This is a genomic window from Streptomyces sp. NPDC058326 (assembly GCF_042879855.1).
Classification (GTDB): Bacteria; Actinomycetota; Actinomycetes; order Streptomycetales; family Streptomycetaceae; genus Streptomyces.
Map to the genome: position 1 here is coordinate 14,063 of NZ_JBHVZO010000007.1, position 16,384 is coordinate 30,446.

At 70.3% G+C, this 16,384-nt stretch carries 15 protein-coding genes and 1 pseudogene; 5 read left to right on the plus strand and 11 right to left on the minus strand.

Going from position 1 to position 16,384, the window contains the following annotated elements:
• Position 1 precedes the first annotated feature (1 nt).
• The 3 genes from ACFVYX_RS15385 to ACFVYX_RS15395 all read right to left on the minus strand — a co-directional run bounded on the left by ACFVYX_RS15385 (position 2) and on the right by ACFVYX_RS15395 (position 2,599).
• Positions 2–1,090, minus strand: a complete 1,089-nt coding sequence (locus tag ACFVYX_RS15385) for a branched-chain amino acid aminotransferase (RefSeq protein WP_389681853.1) — start codon at positions 1,088–1,090, stop codon at positions 2–4.
• Positions 1,091–1,345: 255 nt separating this feature from the next.
• Positions 1,346–2,386, minus strand: a complete 1,041-nt coding sequence (locus ACFVYX_RS15390) for a 3-isopropylmalate dehydrogenase (protein WP_389681854.1) — start codon at positions 2,384–2,386, stop codon at positions 1,346–1,348.
• A gap of 81 nt (positions 2,387–2,467) precedes the next feature.
• The gene (locus ACFVYX_RS15395) at positions 2,468–2,599 is read right to left on the minus strand and encodes a hypothetical protein (RefSeq protein ID WP_389681855.1); all 132 of its coding nucleotides are present in this window, start codon (positions 2,597–2,599) and stop codon (positions 2,468–2,470) included.
• A 343-nt stretch (positions 2,600–2,942) separates the two neighbouring features.
• Here ACFVYX_RS15395 and ACFVYX_RS15400 point away from each other — a divergent pair, with 343 nt between their 5' ends.
• A complete protein-coding gene (locus ACFVYX_RS15400; protein ID WP_389681856.1) occupies positions 2,943–3,284 on the plus strand; it encodes a PadR family transcriptional regulator in 342 nt (113 codons plus the stop codon).
• Positions 3,281–4,015, plus strand: a complete 735-nt coding sequence (locus tag ACFVYX_RS15405) for a hypothetical protein (protein ID WP_389681857.1) — start codon at positions 3,281–3,283, stop codon at positions 4,013–4,015. Before ACFVYX_RS15400 ends, ACFVYX_RS15405 begins: the two co-directional genes overlap by 4 nt.
• A 7-nt stretch (positions 4,016–4,022) precedes the next feature.
• Here the strand turns inward: ACFVYX_RS15405 and ACFVYX_RS15410 are convergent, their stop codons facing one another.
• On the minus strand, positions 4,023–4,559 hold the full coding sequence (locus ACFVYX_RS15410; RefSeq protein WP_389681858.1) for a GNAT family N-acetyltransferase: 537 nt from the start codon (positions 4,557–4,559) through the stop codon (positions 4,023–4,025).
• Positions 4,560–4,667: 108 nt separating this feature from the next.
• Between ACFVYX_RS15410 and ACFVYX_RS15415 the strand changes: the two genes are divergently transcribed.
• Positions 4,668–5,555, plus strand: a complete 888-nt coding sequence (locus ACFVYX_RS15415; RefSeq protein ID WP_389681859.1) for an alpha/beta fold hydrolase — start codon at positions 4,668–4,670, stop codon at positions 5,553–5,555.
• A 67-nt stretch (positions 5,556–5,622) separates the two neighbouring features.
• On the opposite strand, the gene pruA is transcribed toward ACFVYX_RS15415, so the two are convergent.
• Together pruA and ACFVYX_RS15425 are read right to left on the minus strand one after the other, a co-directional pair.
• Complete coding sequence (gene pruA / locus ACFVYX_RS15420; protein WP_389681860.1) at positions 5,623–7,254, minus strand: L-glutamate gamma-semialdehyde dehydrogenase; 1,632 nt, start codon at positions 7,252–7,254, stop codon at positions 5,623–5,625.
• A gap of 33 nt (positions 7,255–7,287) precedes the next feature.
• Positions 7,288–8,214: a proline dehydrogenase family protein gene (locus tag ACFVYX_RS15425; RefSeq protein ID WP_389681861.1), complete on the minus strand. Its 927-nt coding sequence runs from the start codon at positions 8,212–8,214 to the stop codon at positions 7,288–7,290.
• Between the two features lie 183 nt (positions 8,215–8,397).
• Here ACFVYX_RS15425 and ACFVYX_RS15430 point away from each other — a divergent pair, with 183 nt between their 5' ends.
• Together ACFVYX_RS15430 and ACFVYX_RS15435 are read left to right on the plus strand one after the other, a co-directional pair.
• Entirely contained in the window at positions 8,398–9,510 is a 1,113-nt protein-coding gene (locus ACFVYX_RS15430; protein ID WP_389681862.1) for a PucR family transcriptional regulator, read from the plus strand.
• Positions 9,511–9,685: 175 nt separating this feature from the next.
• A pseudogene (locus ACFVYX_RS15435) lies at positions 9,686–10,249 on the plus strand (DUF1266 domain-containing protein); the annotation flags it as partial.
• Between the two features lie 10 nt (positions 10,250–10,259).
• Here ACFVYX_RS15435 and ACFVYX_RS15440 read toward each other — a convergent pair.
• The 5 genes from ACFVYX_RS15440 to ACFVYX_RS15460 all read right to left on the minus strand — a co-directional run bounded on the left by ACFVYX_RS15440 (position 10,260) and on the right by ACFVYX_RS15460 (position 16,300).
• Positions 10,260–10,835 carry a TetR/AcrR family transcriptional regulator gene (locus tag ACFVYX_RS15440; protein ID WP_389681863.1) on the minus strand — a complete coding sequence of 192 codons (576 nt, stop codon included), beginning with the start codon at positions 10,833–10,835 and terminating at the stop codon, positions 10,260–10,262.
• Positions 10,836–10,914: 79 nt separating this feature from the next.
• The gene (gene serA / locus ACFVYX_RS15445) at positions 10,915–12,504 is read right to left on the minus strand and encodes a phosphoglycerate dehydrogenase (RefSeq protein WP_360786433.1); all 1,590 of its coding nucleotides are present in this window, start codon (positions 12,502–12,504) and stop codon (positions 10,915–10,917) included.
• A gap of 237 nt (positions 12,505–12,741) precedes the next feature.
• The gene (gene ilvC, locus ACFVYX_RS15450; RefSeq protein WP_389681864.1) at positions 12,742–13,743 is read right to left on the minus strand and encodes a ketol-acid reductoisomerase; all 1,002 of its coding nucleotides are present in this window, start codon (positions 13,741–13,743) and stop codon (positions 12,742–12,744) included.
• Between the two features lie 137 nt (positions 13,744–13,880).
• The gene (gene ilvN, locus ACFVYX_RS15455) at positions 13,881–14,408 is read right to left on the minus strand and encodes an acetolactate synthase small subunit (RefSeq protein ID WP_389681865.1); all 528 of its coding nucleotides are present in this window, start codon (positions 14,406–14,408) and stop codon (positions 13,881–13,883) included.
• A 41-nt stretch (positions 14,409–14,449) separates the two neighbouring features.
• On the minus strand, positions 14,450–16,300 hold the full coding sequence (locus ACFVYX_RS15460) for an acetolactate synthase large subunit (protein WP_389681866.1): 1,851 nt from the start codon (positions 16,298–16,300) through the stop codon (positions 14,450–14,452).
• Positions 16,301–16,384: the final 84 nt, after the last annotated feature.

The window sequence follows — 16,384 nt, forward strand, 5'->3', positions numbered from 1 at the left end:
CCTAGCCCAGCTCGTGCATCCAGCCGTGCACGTCCTCGGACTTGCCGGTCTGGATGGCGAGCAGCGCGTCGCGCAGCTTCATCGTGACCTCGCCGGGCTCGCCGCCCGACTGCTGCCACTCACCCCGCTCGCACTTGACGGTGCCGACCGGGGTGATCACGGCGGCGGTGCCGCAGGCGAAGACCTCGGTCAGGGTGCCGTCCGCGGAGTCGGCCTGCCACTGGTCGATGGAGACGCGGCCCTCCTCCGGCTCGAGACCGAGGTCCGCCGCCAGCTTGAGCAGCGAGTCACGGGTGATGCCGGCGAGCAGCGAACCGGTGAGGGTGGGGGTGATGAGCTTGTTCCCGTACACGAAGTACAGGTTCATGCCGCCGAGTTCCTCGACCCACTTGTGCTCCACGGCGTCGAGGTAGGCGACCTGGTCGCAGCCCTTCTCGATGGCCTCGGCCTGCGCGAGGAGGGAGGCCGCGTAGTTGCCGCCGGTCTTGGCGTCGCCCATGCCGCCGGGGACGGCGCGGACGCGGTTCTCCGAGAGCCAGATGGAGACGGGCTTCACGCCGCCGGGGAAGTACGGGCCCGCCGGGGAGGCGATGACCACGAACAGGTACTCGTTGGCCGGGCGGACGCCCAGGCCGACCTCGGTCGCGATCATGAACGGGCGCAGGTAGAGCGAGGCCTCGCCGCCGTGCGCCGGGACCCACGCCTTGTCCTGCTGGACGAGGGCGTCACACGCCTCGATGAAGGTCTCGACGGGCAGCTCGGGCATGGCCAGGCGGTGGGCGGAGGCCTGGAAGCGGCGCGCGTTGGCGTCCGGGCGGAAGCTCGCGACCGAGCCGTCGGGGCGGCGGTAGGCCTTCAGGCCTTCGAAGATCTCCTGCGCGTAGTGCAGGACGTTCGTCGCCGGGTCCAGGTGCAGCGGGCCGTAGGGCACGAGCTGACCGTCGTGCCAGCCCCGGCCCTCGGTCCACCGGATGGTGACCATGTGGTCGGTGAAGTGGCGGCCGAATCCCGGGTTGGCCAGGATCGCTTCGCGCTCCGCGTCGGACAGCGGGCTGGAGGAGGGCTTGAGCTCGATCGTGGGCGTCGTCATGAGTGCGTGTCCTTCACCGGTTGTGTGGGGAGGACCGCGCTCAGCCTCGGTCATCGACAAGAAGTCCATGACCGTGTGGACGTCCCAGCATGCCCGCATGCCGCGGCCCCACGTCCGATTATCGCTCGCGGGGACCGGTGCACGAAACGGGTGAACGCGGTCCAGGGTTCGATGGTGGCACCCCGCGACCGCACAGGTACAGCCGCCGGGCACAGTGTGACCCGGCGGCTGCTGTCGTAGGACAGGAGACGCGGGTCAGCTCGCTACTCGCGCGGCGAGCGCGTCGCCGATCTCGTCCGTCGTGCGGACGGTGGCGCCCCGCTCGGTGAGGTCGGCGGCGACGGCCGCCTCGACCCGGGCGGCCTCGGTCTCGTAGCCGAGGTGGCGCAGCAGGAGGGCGACGGAGAGGACGGTGGCCGTGGGGTCGGCCTTGCCCTGGCCCGCGATGTCCGGCGCGGAGCCGTGGACCGGCTCGAACATGGACGGGAACTCGCCACTCGGGTTGATGTTGCCCGAGGCGGCGACGCCGATGCCGCCGGAGACGGCCGCGGCGAGGTCGGTGATGATGTCGCCGAAGAGGTTGTCGGTGACGATCACGTCGAAGCGGGCCGGGTCGGTGACGAGGAAGATCGTCGCGGCGTCGACGTGCAGGTAGTCGGTGGTGACCTCGGGGAACTCCTGGGCGACCTTCTCGAAGATGTTCGTCCAGAGGTGGCCGGCGAAGGTCAGCACGTTGTTCTTGTGGACCAGCGTCAGCTTCTTGCGCGGGCGGGCCTGGGCGCGGGCGAAGGCGTCCCGGACCACGCGCTCGACACCGAAGGCGGTGTTGACCGAGACCTCGGTGGCGACCTCGTGCGGGGTGCCCTTGCGGATGGTGCCGCCGTTGCCGGTGTACGGGCCCTCGGTGCCCTCGCGGACCACGACGAAGTCGATCTCGGGCTGTCCTGCGAGCGGGGTGGCGACGCCGGGGAGCAGCTTCGAGGGACGCAGGTTCACGTGGTGGTCGAAGGCGAAGCGGAGCTTCAGGAGGAAGCCGCGCTCCAGGACGCCCGAGGGCACCGACGGGTCGCCGATGGCGCCGAGCAGGATGGCGTCGTGCTTCTTGAGGGAGTCGAGGTCGGCGTCGGTGAGGGTCTCACCGGTCGCGTGGTAGCGCTTGGCGCCGAAGTCGTACTCCTCGGTCTCCAGCTTCACGTCCTGGGGAAGGGCGGCCGAGAGGATCTTGAGGCCCTGGGCCACGACCTCCTGGCCGATGCCGTCGCCGGGAATGACTGCGAGATTGATGCTGTGAGACATGTCGGCACCCTACTCTTCGTCCCATCGTCTGACACGTAACGTCCACCATGTGGACGAACCGCCAGGCGGCGTGGGCGGGCCTCAGTGCCCGGTGGAGCCGCCGTTGTCACGGCGGTCGAGGGCGCGCTGGAGGGCGGCAGCGGCGTTCTGGCGGGCTTCGTCGCTGGTGCGGCCGGCGGAGTGGCGGACGCGGCGGGCGGTCTGAGCGGCCATGGGGGATCGACTCCTTGAGATCAGTGGTGATCCACGGGATCAGCGGTGATCCGCATGTGCGGAGATCAGTGATGATCGAAGGCGCCGGATGGGCGGGGAGCGCCGCCGCAGGGGTTGCCTGCACAGGGGGCGTCGCGCTCTCGACCGCCATTCGCTGATGAAGCGAGACGTTCGGCTTCTACAAAGCTAGGGCAGGTCACCGCATCTGTCTCCACAATTACTCGGACTTCCTACTATCTGAGACGGGGCGCCACCGAGCGTCACCCCACGACGGCATCGGACGCGCGCGGGGCGGGCCGGTTACTAGTTTGCATTCCTACCTAGCTGGTGATCCAATGCAGTCATGGCCGCAGACCGCAGATCCAGCTGGCTCAAAGGAGTCCTCGACCTGCTCGTCCTCTCCCGTCTGACCGGCGGGGAGAGCTACGGGTACGAGATCGCCAAGGCGCTCGCCGACGCGGGCCTGGGCGAGATCAAGGGCGGGACGCTCTATCCCGTACTGAACCGCCTGGAGGAGGGCGGCCTGGTGGTGGCCGAGTTCCGCGCCGCCGAGCGCGGCCCGGGACGCCGCTACTACCGGCTCACCGAGGCCGGTCGCGAGCTGCTCGCAGCCGAGAGCGGCGCCTGGACGGACTTCCACCACACCGTACGGAGCATGCTCAGCCCAGGGGGAACGACACCATGAACACCGACGCCTACTTCACCGGACTCTCCGATGCCCTGCGGGCCGCCGGGATCCCGGACGCGCAGATCGCCGCCACCGTGGAGGACCTGCGGGCCCACCTCGCGGAGACCGGGACGGACCCGGAGGACGAGTTCGGACCGGCCGAGGGGTTCGCGGCGCGGCTCGGCGGGCTCGCCCCGGCGCCCGGCGAGCCGGACGAGCGCGCGGAGTCCTGGACCTGGACCGCCGACCTCTTCAACGACCGCCGGATGCTCGCCGTCCACGGCGACCAGGGCTGGGAGGTCGAATCGCTCGATACGCTCGGCCGGTTCGTCTGCCGCCGCTCCGCGACGGCCGCCCTGCGGTGGGAGTACCGCCGCGAGGTCATCGGCGCCCGGCGCCGCGCGAAGGTCCTGGCCGAGCTGGAGCCGGAGGGCTGGGAACTGTGCGGCGAGTGGCTGGTGTACGGCTACTTCAAGCGGCCGCGCGCGGCGACGGCGGGCCCGGCGGGCGGCCTGGAGACCCGGCCGGCCACCCCGCACCGGTGGCTGTTCCTGAGCCGCCGCGGCAAGGCGGCGCTCGCGGTGTGGCTCGTCGTGGTCGGCGGCGCGATGACGGCGTGCTTCATGGGGACGCTCGGCATGGGCGGCCTCGCGATCTCCATCGCCCTCGCCTCCATGTTCTCCGCCGTGTACACCTCCCACCTGGAGACGGCCAAGGGGCGCGAGGCGCAGAGCCCTCCCGCTCCCTGACGCTCCCTCACATCACGTCGCCGTCACGCCAGTCGAAGGCGAGGGCGGCGGCGGGATCGGGCAGTTCCCGGCCGGCCGCCGGGCGCAGGTACACGGACCCCTCCTCCTCCGCGAGCCGGACGACCCCCTCGGGCCCCATGGCCTCCAGGCGCCCCTCCCAGACCTGCCAGCCGCGCGCCCGGTAGAGCGCGGCGCCGTCGTCCGAGGCGCTCAGGGCCCCGAAGGCGAACGCGCCGTCGACGACCCGCTCCAGCCCGGCCATCACGGCCCCGCCGAGCCCCTGGCGCCTGCGGTCGGCGCGGACGGCGACCCCTTCGACGTAGCCGACGCGGTACGAGCGGCCACGATGGAGGGCACGGCGCATCACGACGGCGCCGTGCGCGCTGACGCCCCGCTCGTCCTCGGTCCAGGCGTGCACGCCGCCGAGGGTGTGGTCCCAGTCGTCGTCGGAGAAGTCGCCGTCGAAGGCGGCGTCGAGCAGCTCCCGTACGGAGCGGAGCCGGGCGGCCCCGAGTTCATGGGTGGACGCGATCCTCACGGTCATGGGCCCAGACTCGCACACCCATCTAACCCCTCAATAGATGTTGACAGGTTAGCGAAAAGCTGGTTCGGTCGATCCATAACCAGTGACACACACCTAAGGGGTTAGAACATGTCCGTGCTGCCCACCCGCCACCGCACCGTCACCGTCCGCGGACACGAGATCGCCTACCGCGAAGCGGGCCCCGCCGACGCCCCCGCACTCCTGCTGCTGCACGGCTTCCCGACCAGCTCCCACATGTTCCGCGACCTCATCCCGCTGCTCGCGGGCAGCTACCGGCTGATCGCCCCCGACCACCTCGGCTTCGGCCGGAGCGCCGCCCCCTCGGCCGCCGACGCCGACTACACCTTCGCCGAACTGGCCTCACTCACGGCCGAGTTCACCGAGACCATCGGCCTGGACCGGTACGCCCTCTACGTCCAGGACTACGGCGCCCCCATCGGCCTCCGCCACGCCCTCGCCCACCCCGAGCGCATCACCGCGATCATCACCCAGAACGGCAACGCCTACGAGGAAGGGCTCGGCGCCGAGGCCTGGGCCCCGGTCCTCGCCCTGATCGCCGACCGCACCCCCGCGACCGAGGCCCCGGTCCGCGCCATCCGCTCCCTCGACGGCATCCGATGGCAGTACGAGACGGGCGTCCCCGCCGAGTACCGCGAGCTCCTCAGCCCCGACGCCTGGCACCACGACGCCACCCTGATGGCCCGCGAGGGCCAGGACGACATCCAGCTGACCCTCATCGCCGACTACGGCTCCAACCTCGCGCTCTACCCCGCCTTCCAGGAGTACTTCCGCACGAGCCGCGTCCCCCTGCTCGCGGTCTGGGGCGAAGGCGACCAGATCTTCGTCCCGGCAGGCGCCGAAGCCTTCCGCCGCGACCTCCCGGACGCCGAGATCCACCTGCTCCCCACGGGCCACTTCGCCCTGGAGACCCACGCGCCGGCGATCGCGTCACTGATCGACGACTTCCTGGCCCGGCGCGTCGTGAAGGGGGAATGAGAACCGCCCCCGTCCTCGGTTGGGGGACCGAGGAGGGGGGCGGTGATCAGGGGGAGCTACGGGCGTGTCAGCCCATGTGCGGGTAGTCGTACTCGGTCGGCGGGACCAGCGTCTCCTTGATGGCGCGGGTCAGCGTCCAGCGCATCAGGTTCTGCGGGGCACCGGCCTTGTCGTTCGTACCCGAGGCGCGGCCGCCGCCGAAGGGCTGCTGGCCCACGACGGCGCCGGTCGACTTGTCATTAATGTAGAAGTTGCCCGCGGCGAAGCGGAGCTTCTCCATCGTGTACGCGGCGGCGGCGCGGTCACCGGAGATGACGGAGCCGGTGAGGGCGTAGTCCGAGACCGACTCCATCTGGGTCAGCATCTCGTCGAACTTCTCGTCCTCGTACACGTGGATCGCCAGGATCGGGCCGAAGTACTCGGCCTTGAAGACCTCGTTCTCCGGGTCGGTGCAGGCGATGACCGTCGGGCGGACGAAGTAGCCCACCGAGTCGTCGTACGTGCCGCCGGCGATGATCGTGCAGCTCGGGTCGGCCGCGGCACGGTCGATCGCGGCCTTGTTCTTCGCGAACGAGCGCTCGTCGATGACGGCGCCGATGAAGTTCGACAGGTCGGTGACGTCACCCATGGTGATGCCGTCGACCTCGGCCGCGAACTCCTCCTTGAAGCCGTCGTTCCAGATGGACGCCGGGATGTACGCGCGGGAGGACGCGGAGCACTTCTGGCCCTGGAACTCGAAGGAGCCACGGGTCAGGGCGGTCTTCAGGATGGCGCGGTCGGCGCTCGGGTGGGCGACGACGAAGTCCTTGCCGCCGGTCTCGCCGACGATCCGCGGGTACGCGCGGTACTTCTCGATGTTGTTGCCGACCGTCTTCCACAGGTGCTGGAAGGTCCTGGTCGAGCCGGTGAAGTGGATGCCGGCCAGGTCGCGGTGGTTCAGGGCCACCTCGGAGACGGCGATGCCGTCGCCGGTCACCAGGTTGATGACGCCCTTCGGCAGGCCGGCCTCCTCCAGGAGCTCCATGAGGAGCACGGCGGAGTGGGTCTGCGTCGGGGACGGCTTCCAGACCACCACGTTGCCCATGAGGGCGGGGGCGGTGGGCAGGTTGCCCGCGATGGCCGTGAAGTTGAACGGCGTGATCGCGTAGACGAAGCCCTCGAGCGGGCGGTGGTCCAGACGGTTCCACACACCCGGCGAGTTCGCCGGCGGCTGCTCGGCCAGGATCTGGCGGGCGTACGCCACGTTGAAGCGCCAGAAGTCGACGAGCTCGCACGGGGTGTCGATCTCGGCCTGCTGAGCGGTCTTCGACTGGCCGAGCATGGTGGACGCGGCCAGCGTCTCGCGCCACGGTCCCGCCAGCAGCTCGGCGGCGCGCAGGATGATCGCCGCGCGGTCGTCGAAGGACATGGCGCGCCAGGCAGGGGCCGCGGCCAGGGCCGCGTCGATCGCGTCCTGGGCGTCCTGCTCGGTGGCGCCGCGGAAGGTGCCGATGACGGCCGCGTGGTTGTGCGGCTGGACGACCTTGAACTCCTCGCCGCCGCCGAGGCGCTTCACGCCGCCGATGGTCATCGGCAGCTCGCGCGGGTTCTCGGCCAGCTCCTTGAGCTTGACCTCGAGGCGGGCCCGCTCGGGGGAGCCGGGGGCGTAGCTGTGCACCGGCTCGTTGACCGGAGCGGGGACCTGGGTGACAGCGTCCATGGGTCTCGATACTCCTTGTGAGAGGTGGGGGGCTCAGCCCTTGGTGAGGATGGAGCGGACGAAGAAGAGAAGGTTGGCCGGCTTCTCCGCGAGGCGGCGCATGAAGTAGCCGTACCAGTCGGTGCCGTAGGCGGTGTACACGCGCATGCGGTGTCCCTCGGCGGCGAGGCGGTGCTGCTCCTCGCTGCGGATGCCGTACAGCATCTGAAACTCGTACTCGTCCAGCTTGCGCCCGGCGCGGCGGGCGAGCTCCTGGCCGACGGCGATCAGGCGCGGGTCGTGGGAGCCGATCATCGGGTAGCCCTCGCCGTCCATCAGGATCTTCATGATCCGGACGTACGCCTTGTCGATCTCGGCCTTGTCCTGGATGGCGACGGAGGCGGGCTCCTTGTAGGCGCCCTTCACGATCCGGACGCGGGAGCCGTTCTCGGCGAGGCGGCGGGCGTCGTCCTCGGTGCGGAAGAGGTACGCCTGGATGACGCAGCCGGTCTGCGGGAAGTCCTTCCGCAGCTCCTCGTGGATGGCGAACATCGAGTCGAGGGTGGTGTGGTCCTCGGCGTCCAGGGTGACCGTGGTGCCGATCTCGGCGGCGGCCGCGACGACGGGCCGCACGTTCGCGAGGGCCAGCTCGTGGCCGTTCTCCAGCGACTGGCCGAACATCGAGAGCTTCACGGACATCTCGGCGCGCTCTCCGAGGCCCAGCTCCTTGAGGCGGCCGACGAGCTCCAGGTAGGCGTCCCGGGCGGCGTACGACTGCTCGACGCGTGTGATGTCCTCGCCGACGACGTCGAGGGTGACCTCCAGGCCGCGGTCGCTCAGCTCCCGGACGATCGGGACGACGTCGTCGACCGTCTCGCCGGCGATGAAGCGGGCGACGACCTGCTTGGTCCCGGGGGCGGCCGACACGAAGCGGCGCATCTTGTCGCTGCGCGACGCGGCGAGGATCACGGGACCCAGCACGGGGCACCTCCAGAAGGCAAAGGTAGAACGGGGGGCGTACCCGGATCAAAGGAACGAACAGGGAACAGCACGGATAACCACCGTGAAACCTATGGATCGCTCCGATCGTCCGCCATCTACAGCTGTCACGCATCCGTGCACGGCGGCTCATACATATGTCTGAGAGGGTGCGAGAATGGCGCCGTGAAGGGCGATTACCAAGAACTGGTGGACGAGATCTCGGCGCTGCTCGGCGCCCCGGCGACGCTGGAGAACCGCGATTTCGGTCTGATCGCCTTCGGCGCCCATGACAGCGACGACGACAGCGCGATGGACCCGGTCAGGACCCGGTCGATCCTGACCCGGAAGTCCACGCCCGCCGTCCGCGCCTGGTTCGAGGGCTTCGGCATCACCCGCGCGACCGGCCCGGTCCGCATCCCGGCCGCCCCCGACGCCGGCGTCTTCCGGGACCGCCTCTGCCTGCCTGTACGCCATCGGGGCGTCGTCCTCGGGTACGTCTGGCTGCTCGACGCCGAACCCGGACCCGCGCCCGCCCAGCTCGCGGCCGCCATGGAGGTCGCCACCCGGATCGGCGACCTCCTCGCCGACGAGGAGCGCGCGGACGCCGACCTCTCACGCGCGCTCGCCTCGGTCCTGACCGCCGGGCGCGGCTGGCAGAGCGACATGGCCGTCGCGGCGCTCCGGGCGGCCCTCGGCCCCAGTGCGGACGGCCTGCACACCGTCGTCTGCGTGACGCCCTGGCAGGGCGAGGCCCCGTCGATCCGCGCGGTCCCCGGCGCGGCCGCGGTCGCCACGGTCCCCGAGGGCGAGTCCCTCGCCGTCCTCGTACGGCTGCGCACGGCCGAGGACCTCTCCCCCGCCCACACGGCGGCCGACCGGCTGCGCGCCGCCGCCCCGGCCGGCATCGCGTCCCCCCGCCGGGGCCTCACGGAGCTCGCTTCGGCCTGGCGCGAGGCCAGCACGGCGGCCCGTGCCGCCACCGCGCAGCCGAAGCTCGGCCCCGTCGCGGAGTGGGCCGGGATCGGCCCGTACCGGCTGCTCGCGGCGCTCTACCACCCCGAGATCGACCCGGTCGTCGCCCCGCTGCTCGCCCCGGCCCACGCCGAACTGGCCCGCACCGCCGAGGTGTTCCTCGACAACGCGGGGCAGGCGGGTCGCACGGCGGCGGCCCTGGGCATCCACCGCCAGACGCTGTACTACCGGCTGTCCCGGGTCGAACAGCTCACGGGCCTGGACCTGGACGACGGCGAGGACCGCCTGCTGCTCCACATGTCCCTGAAGTCGGCCCGGCTCTGAGGACCGCCCGGCGCTGAGGACCGCCCCGCTCTAAGGACCGCCCCGGCTCTGAACGCCCGCCCCTCCGGGCCGGTTTCGTTCCGGACCGGTTTATAGGATCTCCCCCATGACCACGGGGAACTGGGCGCCGCCGACGTACACCGAGCGGCTGCTGTACGAGGCAGGGGCGCGCGACGACCGGCCGGGCTGGCGCAAGCAGCTGGACGCGCTGCTCGACGGGCGCAACAGCCCGCCGGAGCCGGACTTCGCCCTCAAGGTCCGCGAGGAGCTGCGCAGGGCGCGGGGCACGGTACCGTCGCCCGACGAATGGCGCGAGACGGCCGCCGGGCACGCCCAGGACCTGGGCGCGAGCCCTTCGTCGGTGCGGCACATCGAGGAGCTGGCGCGCCGCATCCTGCGCTACGAGTCCCGGTTCCGGGCCGACGGGCTGCTGCCGCCGCAGGGCCGGGTGCTCAAGACGATCGCGTACGACTACGGACGCGCGGTGAACGTGGCCCGCTGGGGCCTGACGGCCCGCTTCTGCGCGCCCCCGGAGGCCGAGCAGGCGATCGTCCACGCCGGGGCCCTCGCCCGGTCGGCCTACGGGTCCTGGCAGGACTGTTCGGTGGGATACGCGCTGGGGCGGGCGCTGCGTTTCGACGGGGAGGAGTACGGCCCGTACCACGAGGAGAACGTGGCCGCGCACCGCGTCCTGACAGAGCACGAGGGCAGCCCCTGGCGGCATGTCCCGTGGCGCTGAGCCGCACGCCCTACTCCCCCATCAGGACCTTGAGGCCTTCCGTGAGATCGTCGGCGCTCGGTGCCGTGTCCGGGTCGACCATCCACTGGATCATCACGCCGGTCGCCAGGGCCTGGCAGAGCAGTCCGGCCACCCGGGCCTTCTCGGGGTCCGCCTCCGGATCGATGCCGAGCATGCCCTCGGCGATGCCGAGCCGGCCCTCCCGCTGCGGTTCCTTGATGGCCTCGCGCAGCTTCTCGTCGTCGTCGAGCCGGGTGACGACCTCGGTCTGGAGCTTCCAGACCGGGCGGCTGGCCTCGGCGGCCCCGATGAGCTGCGCCCACATCGCGCGGAAGCGCTCGTACGGATCGGACTGGAGGCGTACGGCGCCCTCGCTCCCGTCCGGGCCGGTGACCCGCTCGCCCCACTCCTCCGTGAGGGCCAGGAAGGCCTGCTGGAGCAGGGCGTCCTTGGAGCCGTAGTGGTAGCCGATGGAGGCGAGGTTGGTGCCCGAGGCGGCGACGATGTCGCGGGCGGTGGTGCGCCCGTACCCCTTCTCCAGGAGGCAGCGCTTGGCGCCTTCGAGGAGGTCTTCCTTGTGTCCCATGACAGCACTGTACCCGGCGACTAGACGCTTGTATAAGACGAGCGTCCAGTGACCGGGTACGAGGCTGTGGAGCCGTGCGTCAGATCAGGTTGACGGAGCGGGCCGAGGTGGCGCCGATCTCCTCGGCGATCTCCGCGAGCACCGGCACCGGGAGCGTGTCGTCCACGGTGAGCACGACGAGCGCCTCGCCGCCCTCCTCCGCGCGGGAGACCTGCATACCGGCGATGTTGAGACCGGCCTCGCCGAGGATCCGGCCGACGGTGCCGACGACACCCGGGCGGTCCTCGTACCGCAGCACGACCATGTGGTCGGCCAGGGCCAGGTCCACGTCGTAGTCACCGACCGCGACGATCTTCTGCAGGTGCTTCGGGCCGGCCAGCGTGCCGGAGACCGCGACCTCCTCGCCGCTCGCGAGCGTGCCGCGCACGGTGACGACATTGCGGTGGTCGGGCGACTCGGAGCTCGTCGTCAGCCGGACCTCCACGCCGCGCTCCTGCGCGAACAGCGGGGCGTTGACGTACGACACGGTCTCGTCGACCACGTCCTCGAACACACCCTTGAGCGCGGAGAGTTCGAGCACCTTCACGTCGTGCTGGGTGATCTCGCCGTACACCTCGACGTCGAGACGGGCCGCGACCTCGCCCGCGAGGGCGGTGAAGATCCGGCCGAGCTTCTCGGCGAGCGGCAGACCCGGCTTGACGTCCTCCGCGATGACACCGCCCTGGACGTTGACCGCGTCCGGGACGAGCTCACCGGCGAGCGCCAGGCGCACCGAGCGGGCGACGGCGATACCGGCCTTCTCCTGGGCCTCGTCCGTGGACGCGCCGAGGTGCGGGGTGCAGACGACCTGGTCGAGCTCGAAGAGCGGGGAGTCCGTGCAGGGCTCCTTCGCGTACACGTCGAGGCCGGCGCCGGCGACCCGGCCCTCCTTGAGGGCGGTGTACAGCGCCGCCTCGTCGACGATCCCGCCGCGCGCGGCGTTGACGATGCGGACCGACGGCTTGACCTTGTGCAGCGCCTCGTCGCCGATGAGACCCAGGGTCTCCGGGGTCTTCGGCAGGTGGACGGTGATGAAGTCGGCGACCTCGAGGAGCTCGTCCAGGGCCAGCAGCTTCACCCCCATCTGGGCGGCGCGGGCGGGCTGCACATAGGGGTCGTACGCGACGATCTTCATGCCGAACGCGGACATGCGCTGGGCGACCAGGACGCCGATGCGGCCGAGGCCGACGACGCCGAGGGTCTTCTCGCTCAGCTCGACGCCCGTGTACTTGTTGCGCTTCCACTCGCCGTTCTTCAGGGCGGTGTTGGCCTGCGGGATGTTGCGCGCGGTGGCGACGAGTAGACCGCACGCGAGTTCGGCGGCGGTGACGATGTTCGAGGTCGGCGCGTTGACGACCATCACGCCGGCCTTGGTGGCGGCGGAGACGTCGACGTTGTCCAGACCGACACCGGCACGGGCGACGACCCGCAGCTTGTTCGCGGCGGCGAGGGCCTCGGCGTCGACCTTGGTCGCGGAACGGACCAGGATCGCGTCCACGTCGGCGATGGCGGGGATCAGCTCGGCGCGGTCCGCGCCGTTGCAGTGCCGGATCTCGAAGTCCGGGCCCAGCGCGTCGACGGTGGCGGGCGACAGCTCTTCAGCGATGAGTACGACAGGTTTCGAGCTCACGTGAGTCCTCACAGATCCAGTGCGGACGGCCGTCCCGACGGCCGCAGGCGGTGGAGGGGGCTTGCCGCGTGAAAGCGCACGACGCTGTGGGCCTGAACGCGAATGTTGTTGAGAAGTGTAGTGGTGCACCGGCGCGGTTCATGCGCCTCGTTGGAAGGATCACCCGTCCGTGGTTGGACGGCCTGTCCAACGATGGGGGAAAGGGCCGGACACACCGTCCGGCCCTCCCCCGAAGGCTTACGCCTCCTCGTCGTTCACCCAGCTCATGAGCTTGCGCAGCTCCTTGCCGGTGGTCTCCAGGAGGTGGTTCTCGTCCTGGGTCTTGTACTCGTTGTACTTCTTCAGACCGCCGTGGTACTCGGCCATCCACTCCTTGGCGAAGGTGCCGTCCTGGATCTCCGCGAGGACCTTCTTCATCTCGGCCTTGGTGGCGTCCGTGATGATCCGCGGGCCGGTGACGTAGTCGCCCCACTCGGCGGTCTCGGAGACCGACCAGCGCATCTTCTCCAGGCCGCCCTCGTACATGAGGTCGACGATGAGCTTCAGCTCGTGGAGGCACTCGAAGTACGCGATCTCCGGCTGGTAGCCGGCCTCGGTCAGAACCTCGAAGCCCGCCTTGACCAGCGCCGCGGTGCCACCGCAGAGGACGGCCTGCTCACCGAAGAGGTCGGTCTCGGTCTCCTCGGTGAAGGTCGTCTTGATGACGCCGGCGCGGGTGCCGCCGATGCCCTTGGCGTACGAGAGCGCCAGCGCGAAGGCGTTGCCCGTCGCGTCCTGCTCGACGGCGGCGATGCACGGAACGCCGCGGCCCTCCTCGTACTGACGGCGGACCAGGTGGCCCGGGCCCTTCGGGGCGACCAGGGCGACGTCGATGCCCTCGGGCACCTTGATGAAGCCGTAGCGGACGTTGAGGCCGTGGCCGAAGAAGAGCGCGTCGCCCTCCTTCAGGTGGTCCTTGATGGACTCCTCGTAGACCTGGGCCTGGATCGGGTCCGGCGTCAGGATCATGATGAGGTCGGCCTCGGCCGCGGCCTCGGCCACGGAGACGACGCGCAGGCCCTGCTCCTCGGCCTTGGCCTTGGACTTCGAGCCCTCCTGCAGACCGACGCGGACGTCGACACCGGAGTCACGGAGCGACAGCGCGTGGGCGTGGCCCTGGCTGCCGTATCCGATCACCGCGACCTTGCGGCCCTGGATGATGGACAGGTCGGCGTCGTCGTCGTAGAACAGCTCGGCCACTGGGTATCTCCTTGAGGTGCTGGTGTTGCGTCCCACCGTACGGCGGGGAGCGGGAGGAAAGTTTTCGGGTCTCGTCAGTCGGACCGCCGGATGGACCGGCCGTTGACCTCCGATGACTCTCGGGGTGCGGTTGACTCTCAGGCGCTGCGGTCGAGGGCCCGCAGGGACCGGTCCGTGATGGACCGGGAACCACGCCCTATGGCGATCGTGCCCGACTGCACGAGCTCCTTGACGCCGAACTGCTCCAGCATCTTGAGCATCGCCTCGAGCTTGTCACTCGAACCGGTGGCCTCGATGGTGACCGCCTCGGGCGAGACGTCCACGGTCTTGGCGCGGAACAGCTGGACGATCTCGACGATCTGGGAGCGGGTCTCGTTGTCGGCGCGGACCTTCACCAGGACGAGCTCGCGCTGGATCGCGGCGCTGGGCTCGAGTTCGACGATCTTCAGGACGTTGACCAGCTTGTTGAGCTGCTTGGTCACCTGCTCGAGGGGCAGGTCCTCGACACCGACCACGATGGTGATGCGGGAGATGTCGGGGTGCTCGGTGACGCCGACGGCGAGGGAGTCGATGTTGAAGCCGCGGCGGGAGAACAGCGCGGCGATCCGGGCGAGGATGCCGGGCGTGTTCTCGACGAGAACGGAGAGCGTGTGCTTGGTGGACATGTTCTGGGTCTCTTCCTGTTCGCTCTGCTGCGTTCCGCGGTTCAGTCGTCTTCGCCGTCGCCGAAGTCGGGGCGGACGCCCCGGGCGGCCATGACCTCGTCGTTGGAGGTGCCGGCGGCGACCATCGGCCAGACCTGGGCGTCCTCGTGGACGATGAAGTCGACGACGACCGGACGGTCGTTGATGGCGTTGGCCTCGGCGATGACCTTGTCCAGGTCGGCCGGGTCCTCACACCGCAGGGCGACACAGCCCATGGCCTCGGAGAGCTTGACGAAGTCGGGGACGCGGGTGCCCTTGTTCGCCTGGACGTCGTCAGGGCCCGAGTGCAGGACGGTGTTGGAGTAGCGCTGGTTGTAGAACAGGGTCTGCCACTGGCGGACCATCCCGAGGGCGCCGTTGTTGATGATGGCGACCTTGATCGGGATGTTGTTCAGGGCGCAGGTGGTGAGCTCCTGATTGGTCATCTGGAAGCAGCCGTCGCCGTCGATCGCCCAGACCGGACGGTCGGGCAGACCGGCCTTGGCGCCCATCGCGGCGGGGACCGCGTACCCCATCGTCCCGGCGCCGCCGGAGTTCAGCCAGGTGGCCGGCTGCTCGTAGTCGATGAAGTGGGCGGCCCACATCTGGTGCTGGCCGACACCCGCGGCGAAGATCGTGCCCTCGGGGGCGAGCTGCCCGATGCGCTGGATGACCTGCTGCGGCGAGAGGCTGCCGTCCTCCGGCAGGTCGTAGCCGAGCGGGTAGGTCTCGCGCCAGCGGTTCAGGTCGCTCCACCAGGCGGTGTAGTCGCCCTTGTTGCCCTCGCTGTGCTCGGCCTGGACGGCCTGGATCAGGTCGGCGATGACCTCGCGGGCGTCACCGACGATCGGGACGTCGGCGGCGCGGTTCTTGCCGATCTCGGCCGGGTCGATGTCCGCGTGGACGATCTTGGCGTACGGGGCGAAGCTGTCGAGCTTGCCGGTGACGCGGTCGTCGAAGCGGGCGCCGAGCGCGACGATCAGGTCGGCCTTCTGCAGCGCGGTGACGGCGGTGACCGCACCGTGCATGCCGGGCATGCCCACGTGCAGCGGGTGGCTGTCGGGGAAGGAGCCGAGGGCCATCAGGGTGGTGGTGACCGGGGCGCCGGTCAGCTCGGCGAGGATCTTCAGCTCGGCGGTGGCGCCGGCCTTGATGACGCCGCCGCCGACGTACAGGACGGGGCGCTTGGCGGCGCTGATCAGCTTCGCGGCCTCGCGGATCTGCTTGGCGTGCGGCTTGGTCACCGGGCGGTAGCCGGGCAGGTCGGTCTGCGGAGGCCAGCTGAAGGTGGTCTTCGCCTGGAGGGCGTCCTTGGCGATGTCGACCAGGACCGGACCCGGGCGGCCGGTGGAGGCGATGTGGAAGGCCTCGGCGATCGTCCGCGGGATGTCCTCGGCCTTGGTGACGAGGAAGTTGTGCTTGGTGATCGGCATCGTGATGCCGCAGATGTCCGCCTCCTGGAAGGCGTCCGTGCCGATCGCCTTCGAGGCGACCTGGCCGGTGATCGCGACGAGCGGCACGGAGTCCATGTGCGCGTCGGCGATCGGGGTGACGAGGTTGGTCGCGCCGGGACCCGAGGTCGCCATGCAGACGCCGACCCTGCCGGTCGCCTGGGCGTAGCCGGTGGCCGCGTGCCCAGCGCCCTGCTCGTGGCGGACCAGGATGTGGCGCACCCGCTGCGAGTCCATCATCGGGTCGTACGCGGGAAGGATCGCGCCGCCGGGGATGCCGAAGACGGTGTCGGCGCCCACTTCCTCGAGAGAACGGATGAGGGACTGCGCGCCCGTGACGTGCTCGACGGTGGTGGCGGGCTGCGCGCCGCCGCGGGGCCGCGGCTGCGGATGGTGCCCGGTGGCCTGGTCGGTCATCAGCATCTCTTCTCGAAGCAGAGGGTTTGTGCGAGGTGTTTTGTGAGGGTTTGCATCGACTTCGGGGTGAGCCGGTGCAACAAAAAACCC